Annotated in this window: 12 protein-coding genes; 3 read left to right on the top strand and 9 right to left on the bottom strand. The window is 52.7% G+C overall.

Features of this window, described 5'->3' with window-relative positions:
- Window positions 1-151: 151 nt before the first annotated feature.
- Together FF011L_RS00270 and zwf are read right to left on the bottom strand one after the other, a co-directional pair.
- Window positions 152-943 (bottom strand): TrmH family RNA methyltransferase, encoded by a 792-nt coding sequence (locus FF011L_RS00270; protein WP_145349413.1) that lies wholly within the window; start codon window positions 941-943, stop codon window positions 152-154.
- 3 nt (window positions 944-946) lie between these two features.
- Window positions 947-2,404, bottom strand: a complete 1,458-nt coding sequence (zwf, locus tag FF011L_RS00265; RefSeq protein WP_145349412.1) for a glucose-6-phosphate dehydrogenase — start codon at window positions 2,402-2,404, stop codon at window positions 947-949.
- Window positions 2,405-2,617: 213 nt separating this feature from the next.
- Between zwf and FF011L_RS00260 the strand changes: the two genes are divergently transcribed.
- On the top strand, window positions 2,618-3,586 hold the full coding sequence (locus FF011L_RS00260; protein ID WP_145349411.1) for a ferredoxin--NADP reductase: 969 nt from the start codon (window positions 2,618-2,620) through the stop codon (window positions 3,584-3,586).
- Window positions 3,587-3,592: 6 nt separating this feature from the next.
- Here the strand turns inward: FF011L_RS00260 and FF011L_RS00255 are convergent, their stop codons facing one another.
- The gene (locus FF011L_RS00255; RefSeq protein ID WP_145349410.1) at window positions 3,593-5,635 is read right to left on the bottom strand and encodes a sulfatase-like hydrolase/transferase; all 2,043 of its coding nucleotides are present in this window, start codon (window positions 5,633-5,635) and stop codon (window positions 3,593-3,595) included.
- Window positions 5,636-5,969: 334 nt separating this feature from the next.
- Between FF011L_RS00255 and FF011L_RS00250 the strand changes: the two genes are divergently transcribed.
- A complete protein-coding gene (locus FF011L_RS00250) occupies window positions 5,970-6,437 on the top strand; it encodes a hypothetical protein (RefSeq protein ID WP_145349409.1) in 468 nt (155 codons plus the stop codon).
- 18 nt (window positions 6,438-6,455) lie between these two features.
- On the opposite strand, the gene FF011L_RS00245 is transcribed toward FF011L_RS00250, so the two are convergent.
- The 3 genes from FF011L_RS00245 to FF011L_RS00235 form a co-directional block, all read right to left on the bottom strand.
- Entirely contained in the window at window positions 6,456-8,531 is a 2,076-nt protein-coding gene (locus FF011L_RS00245) for a type II secretion system protein GspD (protein WP_145349408.1), read from the bottom strand.
- Between the two features lie 66 nt (window positions 8,532-8,597).
- Entirely contained in the window at window positions 8,598-9,215 is a 618-nt protein-coding gene (locus tag FF011L_RS00240) for a hypothetical protein (protein ID WP_145349407.1), read from the bottom strand.
- Window positions 9,208-10,728 carry a PilN domain-containing protein gene (locus FF011L_RS00235; protein ID WP_218932909.1) on the bottom strand — a complete coding sequence of 507 codons (1,521 nt, stop codon included), beginning with the start codon at window positions 10,726-10,728 and terminating at the stop codon, window positions 9,208-9,210. Before FF011L_RS00235 ends, FF011L_RS00240 begins: the two co-directional genes overlap by 8 nt.
- Window positions 10,729-10,834: 106 nt before the next feature.
- Between FF011L_RS00235 and FF011L_RS00230 the strand changes: the two genes are divergently transcribed.
- Complete coding sequence (locus FF011L_RS00230; RefSeq protein ID WP_145349405.1) at window positions 10,835-11,020, top strand: hypothetical protein; 186 nt, start codon at window positions 10,835-10,837, stop codon at window positions 11,018-11,020.
- On the opposite strand, the gene FF011L_RS00225 is transcribed toward FF011L_RS00230, so the two are convergent.
- From FF011L_RS00225 to FF011L_RS00215, 3 genes are all read right to left on the bottom strand, one after another.
- Window positions 11,014-11,469, bottom strand: coding sequence for a hypothetical protein (locus tag FF011L_RS00225; RefSeq protein WP_145349404.1), 456 nt, complete (start codon window positions 11,467-11,469; stop codon window positions 11,014-11,016). The genes FF011L_RS00230 and FF011L_RS00225 overlap by 7 nt on opposite strands.
- Window positions 11,470-11,543: 74 nt before the next feature.
- On the bottom strand, window positions 11,544-12,146 hold the full coding sequence (cyaB, locus tag FF011L_RS00220; protein WP_145349403.1) for a class IV adenylate cyclase: 603 nt from the start codon (window positions 12,144-12,146) through the stop codon (window positions 11,544-11,546).
- A gap of 307 nt (window positions 12,147-12,453) precedes the next feature.
- Window positions 12,454-13,416, bottom strand: a complete 963-nt coding sequence (locus FF011L_RS00215; RefSeq protein WP_145349402.1) for a hypothetical protein — start codon at window positions 13,414-13,416, stop codon at window positions 12,454-12,456.
- Between the last annotated feature and the right edge of the window lie 10 nt (window positions 13,417-13,426).

Here is a 13,426-nt window from a genome sequence, read left to right as displayed (position 1 = left end):
CATCCTTGGCCTTCAATGGTCCGATTGACGCGCCCCCCATGGCACATCTTTGGATTTAAATCCTGCCAGAGTCGGCAGGTCATCCCGTCTAGATATCGGACTTGGCCCTGTCAAGCATTAACGATTCTGCGGACTGCTCTGGTAAACGGAGTCACGCACCCCTCTGCCGGCGGGCCTCGCAAGCCAGTAGGGCGGCGGCCACCGAAACGTTGAAACTGTCTGCGATACCACTCATTGGAATCGTGACTCCCTGCGAATCCCAGTCTTTTCCAAGGCCATCGGCTTCGGCACCGACGACCAAGGCAATCGGGTTGGTCATCTCGGCTTGCCAAAGCGTCTGAGTCGCATCGACGCGAGCGGCCAAACAGCCAATTTTCTGCTCAGCCAAAAATGCTCGGACTTCCGGCCCCGTTGCAGCGACCACCGGAAGCTGAAAAACCGTTCCCAAGCTTGCCCGAATCACATTGGGATGAAAAAGATCGGTCGCACAGTCACTGCATAAAACAGCATCGACGCCGAAAGCATCGCAGGACCGAAGGATCGCCCCGAGGTTCCCTGGCTTTTCAATTTGATCCGCAATCAACAAGAGCGGAATCGCTGGCAAGCGAAGCGACTGTAGCTCCCGTGAGGGAGTCGCAAAGAGGGCCACGACCCCTTCGTTTCGTTCGCCGTAGGCCACTTTTTCAAACACTCCCGAGGCCACCAACGTCAGTTTCTGTTCTTTCTGAACCGCCGAAACCCAAGCGGGCAGGGAAGCACGAGACGATTCAAATCGCCCCGCTTCCACGAACAGTTCGACCAGTTCGATACCAGCGTTCAAAGCTCGGCCGGTTTCACGCCAGCCGTCGACAAGAAACTCCCCCGATTTACGACGATAACGTCCCGTTCGCAGGCGTGCTGCGTGTCGCAAGCGGGGGTTCGCACGACTGGTTAGTGGTTCCACGTTCTAGCCTCTCAGTACAGGACAGACATCGAACCATTGGCGTCCTTGCTCCGTCATCCACTGAGTACATTCCTGCGGTCCCCATTCCCCTTGAGGATAGACTTGCAGTGGAGGAGACGCGGGACTTCGCCACGCAGCCAACAACGGATCGATGATTCCCCAGGCAAGTTCGACCTCGTCACTACGAGCAAACAAGCTTGCGTCCCCATTCATTGCATCTAGCAATAAACGTTGGTACGAGTCAGGCATCCCTTCCTGTCCGCCATCCTGCTGGAAACGAAAATCAAGCGAACTAAGCTTCGTTTTCAGTTCGGTATCGGGGACCTTGGTTTGAAAATGCAGCTGGATACCTTCGGCGGGCTGAACCTGGATTACCAATTGATTTGCAGTTGGGATTCGCGTTTTGGATCCGAGCAACAAATGGGGTGCTTCCTTAAACTGGATCACAATCTGCGTGGTTCGACACGACATCGCCTTGCCGCTACGCAGATAAAATGGCACGCCTTGCCAACGCCAGTTATCAACGTGCAATTTCACGGCCGTAAAGGTTTCCGTTTGGCTGTTTTTGGGAACCCCTTCTTCCTGAAGGTACCCTTCATACTGCCCGCGCACGGATTCCGAGGCAAAATCGCCACCGGTCTTCGGGCGGACGCTATGCAGGACCTTCACCTTTTCATCGCGGACCAAGTCTGCATCAAAGCGAGCCGGTGGCTCCATCGCCGTGATCATCATCAACTGAAGCAGATGGTTCTGCACCATATCACGGAGCACCCCAGCGGTTTCGTAATATCCGGCGCGTCGACCAACGGGTACCTCTTCGGCTACGGTAATTTGCACGTGGTCAATGAAATGGCGATTCCACAGCGGTTCAAAAATACTGTTTGCGAACCGTAGGACAAACAGATTCTGAACGGTTTCTTTGCCCAGGTAGTGGTCGATGCGATAGACCTGATCTTCACGAAATACGCGATGTGTCGCGATATTCAACGCCTTCGCTGAAGCGAGATCGGTACCGAATGGTTTCTCGATGATCACACGACGATCCCCATCGGAATCATCGTTCAGCCCCGCCGCCCCCAATTGAGCGATCGCTTTTTCGTACAATTGAGGCTTCGTCGAAAGATAATAGACCCGTTCTACCGGCCCTTCTGGTTCGATCGATTTGAGAAAATCGGCCAGCTTATGAAAGTCGGATTCTTCCTGGATATCACCAGGCTGATAGAAAATTTGCTCGCGAAATGCCCCCCACACGGAATCATTAAACGCATCCCCCACATACTTTTTAGTTGTTACTTCAAGCTGTTCACGCCATGCTTCATGCTCAAAGGCACTCCGCGAAACGCCAACAATTTGGGTCCCTTCTGGCAAGCGTTTCTTTTGAAACAACCGATAGATAGCCGGGATCAACTTGCGGCTGGTCAAATCACCAGACGCCCCGAAAATTACAATCGTGTGAGCCATGTTTCCAAGTTGGGTTAGGAATTCCGATATATGCTTTTGCAAGGGTTAAGCAAGTGCCTTCGAGCTACTGTAGCCCGAATGCGGTAAATCGACCATAGCTATGGTTATTCGAGCTTGCAGCCAACGATCCTAACTGGGATATTTACGGCGACTCCACAACCACTCGGCTCGACTGAGGGCCATTTAGCACCCGTAAAGCCAGGAACCAGCCCGTTGCCTCAGCCTCTTCAAGAGTCACCTCCAGACGCCACTGAGCAAGTTCAGTTACGTGCCCAGCACTACAACGCTGAAGTCATCGAAAGGATCGACTGTCACGAAAATTTGGCGAGGTTTCGTATCCGCTGCGATACCCCTCACGCGCCTTTTCAGCCCGGACAATATGTTGCGTTGGGGATGGGGTACTGGGAATCGAGGATCCAGCCCTCCCAAAGCGAGACCGTCCCGCCCAAACGGCTGCGGAAACTGGTCCGTCGCGCCTATTCAATTTCCTGTCCGATGCTAGATCAGCAAGGAAATCTGGCCGCCTGCGATGACGTTGACTACTTGGAATTCTACATCACGCTGGTCCGTGAAGCCGGAACGGCCGACGGCAAACCGCCAGCATTAACCCCGCGACTATTTCAGCTACACGCCGGGGATCGATTGTGCGTTGAATCCAAAATCGTGGGACATTACGTCCTCGGAGGCGTTCAACCGGACGATACGCTCCTGCTGATTGCAACCGGAACCGGAGAAGCTCCTCACAATGCGATGGCCGCCCGTCTGCTGCGCGATGGGCATCGCGGCAAGATCATCATGGCCACAACAGGGCGATACCTGGGGGATTTCGCCTATCGCGAAATCCATCAAAAACTGATGCAGCAATACCCCAATTTCCTCTCCTTGAATTTCACCACCCGCGAACCTGCCAACATTGATCCAGATCACCCTCACTACGTCGGCAAGCAATACATTCAAGATCTGTATCAGTCGGGGGAACTAGCAACCATCTGCCAAACGGAACTGACTCCGGCGACCACCCACGTCTTCCTTTGTGGCAATCCCGCCATGATCGGGTATACGCCACCCGGCGCCCCGCCGCTCAAGGCACCGGGGATGTTGCAGATTTTGCAGGATGCAGGGTTCGTCCATAACGATGAACCCGCAGGCGTTGGCCACATCCGATTCGAAAAATACTGGTAACCGTTTCTACGGCTGCCGCAAATCAGCGGTGACGAATGGTTGCGGCTCTGAATCGCTGGCCGCCCATGTCAGGGTTAGCGAATCGTCCGCCTCCGCTTTCAGGCAGGTCAGACGAATCGGATGCCACCCCTTTGCTAAACGGATCGTCCCGGTAACGTCAGACCCAGCTTCGTACTGAGCATCCGCATCGATAACCGCGGCATCGTGGATACGCAGGAATGCTCCGCGACTGGTCGATAGGGTAAAGGTGTAATCACCGTCCGCAGGCACTTTGAAGTAGCCACTCCACTCCACGGCACCTGTCGCGATAGAAATCTGCTTCAGATCGATATGATCAACCGTCCCGATTTGATCGGGCGTCTGGCCCTGCAAGCTTGGAACATAAGCAAACGAGCCATTCCGGGCCCGCCAATGAAGCCCTTCCGCGATCGATTCTTCTGGCAAACCGTCCACCGCTGGAACCAGTGCATCATCGTAAGGCCGTTTAGCCGATGGATTGGGGCGTCGCAATTGAAGGACCCTGTCCTGCATCTTCTGCTGCAAACGGCGAAATCGATCGGAGGTGCCAGCCAGGTTGGTACGTTCTTGGGGATCTTTCGCTAGATCATAAATTTCAAAGGGGTCCTTCGCAGACTGAATGTTCACGCGGATCCCCTTAAATCCATCCACATGCACAACTTGCATTTGGCGACGCTTCTGCCCGCGATGGAGAGGAGCAAAATCGGAGTAATTTGGCGTCGCACCGTTATTTACATATTCGACGTAAATCGTGCTGGGAGTCTGCTTACGGTTTCCTTGCAACGTTGGAAGCAACGAAACCCCGTCGCTCCGGGCAGGGGAAAGGGCCCCTGCGATTTCGGCAAAGGTTGGCATCCAATCATGGAACTGCGAAGGAGCATGCGTCACCTGACCGGGCTTGATATGACTTGGCCACCAAGCAAGTGTCGGCACCCGAATCCCGCCTTCCAACGTATCCCGTTTGATCCCGTCAAAACGACCATACGATTTGAATGCTGTCGGGTCGTACTTCACATTGCTTAGATAAGATTCTCGGTGGGGGCCGTTGTCGCTACTAAACACAACCAAGGTGTTTTCGTCGATACCCAAATCCTGCAACGTCTGCAGTAAATCGCCAACCGCGGAATCAATCCTTCGCACCATGGTGGCGAATCGAATAGCACCATCACTCCATTCTTGATCTGCATAATCGGGGTGGCGATAGGAATCGATCGTTCCAACGGCGGTATTGATCATCTTGCCGGGTTCACCAAGCCATTGCAGGCCGCCATTCAATCCACTTCCTTCAGGGTATTCAACCGCAGGAACTTGCAGAGCAGCATGCGGCGTGTCGTACGCCAAGTACAGGAAGAAGGGTTGCTCAGGATGCTGCGTCGCCTGTTTCGCGATCCAATCTTTGCTGCGAGCGGTGAAGAGGTCCGTCGTATAACAGCCGCTCAGACCTGCACTCACTTCTTGATCATTGTGCCAAACCTCTTTGGGATCTTTGTGGTTTGGGCTGTCACCGGCAGGGTAAGGGTTCGCTGGGTAATGCAAATGACCGTCCCTGTGGCGAACGTAGCCATAGAATTCATCGAAGCCTCGTTTGGTCGGATACCCGGGCCAGCTATCGGCGTCGGATCCGTCTCCTTGCAATCCATATTTACCGATCAAGGCTGTCTTGTAACCAGCATCTCGCATGACAGTGGCTAACGTGTGATTGTTTTCCAACATCTTGTCGAACTGGTTATCCCGTACGACCGCGTGCCCTTGGTGCACACCCGTCAAAAGCGTACTTCGGCTGGGCGCACAAACCGGGGCAGGGCAGTAGTGCGCTCGAAGCTGCAATCCTTGCTCGGCCATCTTGTCGATGTGCGGCGTCTTCATATGAGGGTGATTGGTTAGCTGGTTTTGATAAAACACCCCCAGATCTCCCCAGCCCAAATCATCACACAAGATAAAGATCACGTTGGGAGCACGTTGCTCGGCAGCCCGTGCCAACCCGGTCGTGAAAACGATCAACAAGAGAGAAACGATTCGAAAAGAAAACATGCTGGACTCGCAACGCGCTGGATACTTAGAAATTTTGCTGGATCTTCCAAGCCCCCAATCTACTCCGATCGGAGCGAAAACGGAAACGTGACAAACAGATCCCCTTCAAAAAAGGGAACCTCATGCCACAGGCGGGCCAGCAAGCCAGGCTAAACCGCTAATTGGATTGCCAGGCAACCGACTGAAGAACCGGCACGATCCTGCCAGTCCCCCTTCCAAACGGTTTCACCCTATTAGGTGAGGCAGCAGAAATTGCGAGAGGAACACCATAAACCAACAAAAAACCTAGACTTCAGCCGAACTCACCTATCCGTCCTACTGTGGAAACATTCCAATGTTCGCCGATCGAACCCGCTCGCTCACCAAATCCCTGGCGTATCCACTAGCCAGCGTATTGGCGTTGGGTTCGGTAGGTGGGTGCGGACATTCGGCCAGTGATCTGATTCCCTTGGCCTTAGAACATGCCCCTCCTTCGGTTCGCGAAACCTACGCAACAAAGGGCAGTGTCCCTGTCGATCCCTCCATGGTCACGATCGATTATCCGTTTCCCGAGCGAGAAAATCCTTTTCTATTCCCCTCCGAAACCGTTGTCATCCAGCCCGTAACCGCCAAGATGACAGATATCCGCGTCTTGGGCTTTGTCAAAGTCGATCGCCCCCGTGTCCTCCTGCAAGTTAAGAATGTGTCCCGAACATTGGCGGTCGGGGAAACAACACAGGGTATTGAGGTCGTATCGATCGATCCTCCATCGGTCAAATTAAGGCAAGGTAATTTGACCTGGAACGCCTCGTTGTTTGATTGATACGCGCGTTCATCAACGTTAGAAACGGACAGGCGAATCCAGCCGTTCGGAATAGTCTTGAACGGGTTGGTCACGAGCATACCCACCAACCGAACGATCGGCCGTTTGGTATAGCGGTTCACTCTGCTTGGGTCCAAACCGCGATTCTTGCCGCTGCGGCATGACCGTTGGGTCCACCCTCATACCGGGCAACATACTGGGGTCCAGTACATCTCCCTCTGGCAAAAAGCCCGCAGGTAAGCTCTCAATTCCAAAGCCGCCGATCATCGCCATCTGTGCCGAACCACCGCCATTCACTCTTCGCGGCGGGCAATGGTAGGGGCAATTGGGGTCGCCACAATCGGGAATAAACGGCCGCAAATCGGCACGTGGAATACGATCCAATTCCAGACCTCCAACACAGATCGCCGCCTGCTCACGTGGAGTTGAATTATCGTAGGGACCGACAATTTCTGGTTTGATAAATACGATCAGTTCGCTTTCCACAACTTCGGTTTCGTGGCTGCGAAACAGCCCACCGACATAGCGCATGTCTTTTAACCAAGGAACGCCTTTGACTTTTTCATTGACACTCTTTTGCCTCAGTCCCCCGAGCACGAAGGCTTGTCCATTGCTAACGCGAACGCTGGTATTGGCGGTCCGAGTGTCAATGATCGGTTGCCCATTTAGATTCCCGGTAAGGACACTGAACTCGGTTTGGACCACCATCTGAACCGTCCCATCGCGACTGATCCGCGGGGTAACGGTCAGAATGATCCCTGCTTCTTCGAATGTAACCGAAGAGAACGTGGCCGCAGAATCGCCCAACTGACCAATGGTCGTCACGGGTATCTTCTGCACGATCTTCATGACAGCCTCATTGCGATCCGAAACCGTAATGGTCGGGTCGGCTAACAACTTGGCACCCTCGGCGGAATTCAAGGCATTGATCGTGACGCCAAGATTGAATTTATCTTTAAGCATAGAGATCGCCATATTGGTTCCCTCCAACGTTGCCCCATCGGCAACGGTCGCCAGCAAACCACTACCTGCACTGGTAGTCAAACTGCCGTCGCCCGAACCATGAGCCCAATCGATTCCCAAGTTGGCGATGTCATCCAAACTGACGTCATAGATCAGTGCAGTGATCCGGACCTGCGGGCGAGGGCGATCCAGCTGATTCACTATCTGCGAAGCAAGCCGAAGCTGTTCGGCGTCGCCGCGCACGATGATCCGATTTTCCTCCGCATACAGACTGATAATTGTCGACGGATCGACCGCCCCCTGTAAGGCTTCGACCAAATTTTCAGCATCGGTGAACTGAGGCGTAAAGTAAATGATCTCGCCGCCGGACAAATCGCCCGGCTGGGGGTTCGTTTCTCTGAACGCCACATCCCCCGGCGCGATCGTTTCAATTTTCGCTTCACTCAAAGGGACAGTACGATACCGTTCTCCCGATGTCCCCAACTGCCCAAACAAGGCTTCAATCCGATCAACACGTTCGGCCGAATCGAGAACAAAAATCGTTCCCGTTCCGCTGATCGGCCGAATCTGACCTCTGGAGCTAAGCAGTAGCCGAGCGGCTTCAACCATTTCGGTTGGATCCTCGACGCCTCGAGGAAGGGTAACAACGCGCGATGCAAAGGTCGCGTCATCCTGTCCGACCTGACCGCTGGGCAAGACAACCAAACTACTGCCTGTTTGCTTGTATGCGTAATCGTTTGCTGAAAGCACTGCGCCCAGGACTTCGGCCAGTGGCACATCTTGAAAACTTCCCGTGACCTCGCCATTGATATCTCCGCCAGCAACAATGTTCACTCCCCAAACATCGCTGATCGAAAAGATCACTTCAGAAAGTGGACTCTTACGGAACGTAACGCTTCCCGGTGTCTTTAGGATCGATTCAACATCACGGTTGGTCGAGCGTGACGGAGGCGGATCGACGACCACAGCCGGTGGTTCTAAGAGGTCCGTTGACGTCGGAGAGGGTAACGTCAGCGTCTGGGCATGAGAACGCAACGGAAAAACGATCAGCACGGAAATGACACATCCCACCCATATCAAAAAGATATGGTGACACCTGTCACTGCGCTGTCCTTTTGCTGCGCCATCCATGGCGATCCAATTTTGTTAAATCAACTATCAGAACAATCCGACGTGCTTTCACCTTCATGGAACTCTCTAAAAATCGTCTTGCGTCTCTGCTTGCCGTTTCACCAGTCCATACAACGTCGCCCGAAGGCTCATCTCAACCTCTCCGCGCTGATCCACCAACGACAAGTTCATCACGTCGGTGGTCATCAGGAATTGCTCTTGCGACAACGCCTGCAAGACTTTTTGGATCGCTGCCAAAAGCCCTTGAACCCGCAGTTCCAATGTGTAGACATGCAGATCATATCCCGAGGGAATCTGATCCATGCTAAATCCTGGCTGTCGAGGATCATCATTCGTTTCAGCCCAACTGCGAACCGCCGTTGGACTTAACTGTGTTTTCCGTAATTGGCAATCGGCGTCCCGAACAATGTTAATGATTCGGTCGCGAATCTCCGCGATCCGATCGTCACTGACCTCGCGAGGCTGCAGTTCATTTAACAGATTTACCACTCTTTGTTCCGCACTTCGGAGAGATTGCGTACGAATTTGTGTCGCATCCCACTGTTGCTGTAACTGTTGCATATCACGCACCTCCGATTCAAGCGTAAGGTACTCATCGACTAATCGAATACCAAACAGAAGCACAGTACCTATCGCTCCGAATAGGACGATCGCCCAGATATAACGAAAGTACCGATTACGCATGAGGGGACTCACTATGGGGGGTAGTGTCGTTGAGCATACGAGTACGAATTTTGATTTCAAATCGGATCTGACCGTCCGATCCATCGCCACTGGTGCTTTGCAGCGCGACCTCTTCGATCAAAGGCAAACGCCTGAGGTATCCAATAATGTCAAAGACCATGGTTTCATCATGCAGTGCACCATCGATAAGAATCTCATTTCCCGATAACCACCGCAATTCGTTGATCTTTGCCGAATCGGGCAAGCATCGGGTGATTTGATTTAGCAGTACGTGCCACGGGGTTTCCTGAGTCATCCAATCGATCTGTTTCAGATGATTGGTCAGCGCCCGATTCTGCATTAACTGGCCCATACGCACCTGTGCTTCATCCAGTTGGGATTCAACATTTTGTGTCATGGTATTCATGTCCTGCAGTGCGTTTCGCTTTTTAGCGACCAAAGCCCACATCGGTAAAAGGATCGCGGCAGCAACCAAAATGGGGGCTAAAAGTCGCAGGACCATTGCAGAAATGCTCAGATCCGAATCCCGTCGGACTTGACTTAATAAATCCGCGATCAGCGGTTCCGCAGCATCGTCAATCAGCGGCAAAACGGCAGCGACTGCGGCGATTTTATTATCTTGGGTCTGCTGAGTATTCAACCGATACAGACTAGGCAATTCAGGAATCTGCATCACAGAGACCTCTAATTCATCCTGACCTCGGAACGTTGCGATTGCCTCACTGACCATTTGAGGTGCACCACAGACAAGCAGCTGTTCTAGATTGCCGGCAGCGACCTCTCGATGTCGGTCACAAAACCTTCGCAGTCGTGAAACGTGACCTAGCAGGACATTTCGAAGCCCCTCAACAGACCGTGCTGCGACTGGACGATAATCAAGAAGCAAACGACCTTGGTAAGCGATTCCAATATCCCATTGATCTCCTGAACAGTCCGCAAGCAAAATCGGTTGCTGGTCTCCCATCCCACCGCGCTCAACCAGCCGGGCCAACGAAACCAGCGAAGGTTCAACCCATGTGACGCTCATGTCCGCGTAACGGAGCGCCTGGTAGATCTCTTGAATCAGGACACGATTTCCGACCGCGGTGACCGAATAATCAACTTCGGGGTTCAGTGTCTCTCGAGCGTAACCGGTAATCTTTTCTCCTGGCCCTAAGGAGAGATAACGCTGGATACGACCGTTAAGCGAGCGGGTTTCTTCGTCGACGCGATCGGAAGGCCCCATCGCAACTCGAGTCACACAGAAATGACCATCCAAAGATACGGCAACGGATTGATGCCGCATTTCCCATTTCGACGCAAGTTCGACCAATCCCTCACGTAGCTGTTGAGCACCTTCTTCTTGGAACCAGCCAGCCTCGCCACGATTGAAAACTTGGTCGATTTCTAGTTCATACACGCCATCGGACCCCTGCGTTGCAACGGACAATTGCAACACGTTCTCGGCGATCCGCAAACCGAATACACGCTTCGATTGGGTTTTCGATTTGATTCGATTGTTCATTTTGGGCATACCCTAGTTTTCGTATTGAAACGTAGGTTGCGGTATTACCTCATGACGCCCGAAAAGAAAATTTCACCGGTCCAATGAAGGCCTCTTTTTATTGCGAAAGATCGCGGTGAAACAACGTGCAGGCGATCGCGAACAATCAGCGACAAAACCCTGGCAGTCATCACAACCGGAACCGAATGGGTTTATCCTCCAGCAATCGCCTGCAGGCGAAGATACCAATGAAAAACGACGCCTCATTTTTAAAGGAGACGTCGTTTGCAAATTTCGGATCGTTCTGTTCAAGCGTTACTGAACAGCTGGCTTTTCTTTTTTGACTTGAAAGCCTTTCACAAAAGTCTTATCTCCAAAGAGCATCGCGATCTGCTTATCACCTTCTTCGCTGGATGCCTTTTTCAAGCATCCACCACAGCAGAAACCAACTTCTACGTTGGCAACCTTTACCGATTTATCGGCAGTGACGGGCTGACCCGAGAAAGGACAAGCCTTCTGTTCATACTGTTTGGTCGACACCAACTGATGATTTGCTTTCGGAGCAAACTCTTCAGTGTTGGCTGCAAACTTTGACGCACATCCGCCACAACAGAAGTAGACGTGGCCTTCTTTGTACTCGGCGGATTTGTCTGCCGAGGCCGCTTTTGGCGCGACGACGCATTTCACGCCTTCCAAATTTGGCTCGGTTGCCCAGACTGTCGCTGACGCGACGATTGCAACTGCGAACATCGATGACAGGATCTTACGCATTGATCAACCTTTGTAATTCGAGAGAAACTTGGACAGGCTAAGGATACCAATCTAGACAGCGTTGATAGGAAAAGTCAAACATTGCTTTGATTTTCAAGCCCATCCGCCGGGTTTTGGCCTTCTTCTTGGCGAGCCAGCTGCAGTGCCAAATAGCTCCGCGGCTCCGGTTGTGTCAAGCCAAGTTGTTCCGCCAACCGCTGCAAAGCCGCTTTTGCTGCCGGGACTTCTGCGTCGCAGGAGGCGAGTACTTCTAGTTCGCTGTACGATCCCACCTCAGGAATCTGGTCAATCGTGACGCAAACCGCATGCTCATCCCAGGTTATCGCTAGGCTTTGCCTGCGTTTCTGGACGGTTGTCACAGGTTGGAACCCAAGGGCCACAAACAGGGTGAACAGATTACTACCATCTTTGTCCTCTCCCTCTAACAGCCATTCCAATTCCTGCCGAACCTTGACCGGACCACCCTGTTTAGGCCCCTTATAGGTCACCCTGGAATGCCCATCGATTCGGCGAATCCGTAAAGCTTCCGTCGTTTCTGCAAAATTCTTGCAAGGATGAGCGAAGTAAGTATCCGCATGGTCTTCCCAGGGAACGTCGTCCGCGGCGCCCAGGGCAACGATTTTTTTCCGGAAGGTATCCGGGTCCGAAATCCGGTACTTCAGTTCAATTTCATACATGGTGTTTCTTTCAGTACGGGTTCTCGGTGATTCAGTAATCGCCGTGAAACGAACAATTTACAAATAGCAGCGATGCTTTTCAGGCCGCCACCGGATGCGGACGTTGTTGTCGAGATGCAATTCAATTTCCAATCTTGGCTTCTAGGCAGGCAAGCTGGCATGGAACTGCCTCCAAGCGTCGGGCACATTTCCCTACTCATCCCTACTTAAGGAGCCTCAAACCAAAGCGAGGAGAGGGGGACCACACCACTGCGTTATCGCGTTTGCCGATACATGCCGGATTATGAATCATCACGGCAGAACGCCTCTACTTCTCCATTACCGGTTCCGCAGCAACCGGGGCGAGCCAGGCGGGGTTTCCTTCACTTGTCACCCAAATTCTCTTTTGAAGATCAAAGGCAATGGCCTCAATTTGTCTCAGTTTTGGCATCGCCAACGAGAGTGGGTCCGAACGCAACGTAGTTGACCAGTCTTCGGCGACTTGCTTTTTGTGAAACAGAACCGCATTCAAATAGCTTCCGATCACCATCGATTGACCATCAGCGGAAATATCCATCCCGGTCACCATGGGTAACGGCAAAACGCCAGCACTTGTGGCGGTAACCAGATCATCCGACGCGGCCAGCGGAACGGTTAGCAAATCGCAACTAGGAAGCCAGCGTTTGGTCGCCAACCAGACCAACTTGGTCTTCGGATCGACAGCAATTGCTTCGCAGTCTCTAGCCCCAAATGGATAGCGGACCCGAATGGTCTGGACTTGGCCTTGGAAAAGCCGTCCCGAGTCATCCGGATCGGGTTCCTTGAACCAATGGAGTTTTATGTCGCTCCGCTTTGCATCATTGTCTCCGGTATCGGCAATCACGATGTACGATTGGCCATCGACCTGAAAGCTAGCGAGATCCTCCCAATCGTTCGCTTTGACGCTCATTAAGAACCACCGGCCGGTCGCTTTTCCCTGTCGGTTAAACGCATATAGCCAAGCTCCATCGCCTGAATCGTTGTGAGTCCAAAGCCGATCAGGATTTCGAATCGAGAAAGCCAACCCACTACTTTCGGTCAAACGCGGCTCTGCCAGCTTTACCTTCTCCTGCAGAACGTCCCCGACAATTGGCAAGTTTTCGGTTATGACGCCGCTGCTGGAGGGATTTGATTCATTCTGTGCGACCGCATTTAGAGTCCCTAACCCGAGGAAGGTCCAAAAGACGATGACGGAAATGGCTTTGCCTTGACCATTATCCAAGTAGCGTTTTAGTATCATACGGTTTTTCATCGGCCGCTCG

It is taken from the genome of Roseimaritima multifibrata, assembly GCF_007741495.1.
Lineage (GTDB): Bacteria > Planctomycetota > Planctomycetia > Pirellulales > Pirellulaceae > Roseimaritima > Roseimaritima multifibrata.
This window is presented reverse-complemented; position numbering and strand designations above follow the sequence as displayed.

Coding starts and splice junctions, on each gene's coding strand:
- zwf (WP_145349412.1), bottom strand. CDS start 2,404: ATGGCTCACACGATTGTAATTTTCGGGGCGTCTGGTGATTTGACCAGC.
- FF011L_RS00255 (WP_145349410.1), bottom strand. CDS start 5,635: ATGTTTTCTTTTCGAATCGTTTCTCTCTTGTTGATCGTTTTCACGACC.
- FF011L_RS00250 (WP_145349409.1), top strand. CDS start 5,970: ATGTTCGCCGATCGAACCCGCTCGCTCACCAAATCCCTGGCGTATCCA.
- FF011L_RS00245 (WP_145349408.1), bottom strand. CDS start 8,531: ATGGATGGCGCAGCAAAAGGACAGCGCAGTGACAGGTGTCACCATATC.
- FF011L_RS00240 (WP_145349407.1), bottom strand. CDS start 9,215: ATGCGTAATCGGTACTTTCGTTATATCTGGGCGATCGTCCTATTCGGA.
- FF011L_RS00235 (WP_218932909.1), bottom strand. CDS start 10,728: ATGCCCAAAATGAACAATCGAATCAAATCGAAAACCCAATCGAAGCGT.
- FF011L_RS00225 (WP_145349404.1), bottom strand. CDS start 11,469: ATGCGTAAGATCCTGTCATCGATGTTCGCAGTTGCAATCGTCGCGTCA.
- cyaB (WP_145349403.1), bottom strand. CDS start 12,146: ATGTATGAAATTGAACTGAAGTACCGGATTTCGGACCCGGATACCTTC.
- FF011L_RS00215 (WP_145349402.1), bottom strand. CDS start 13,416: ATGAAAAACCGTATGATACTAAAACGCTACTTGGATAATGGTCAAGGC.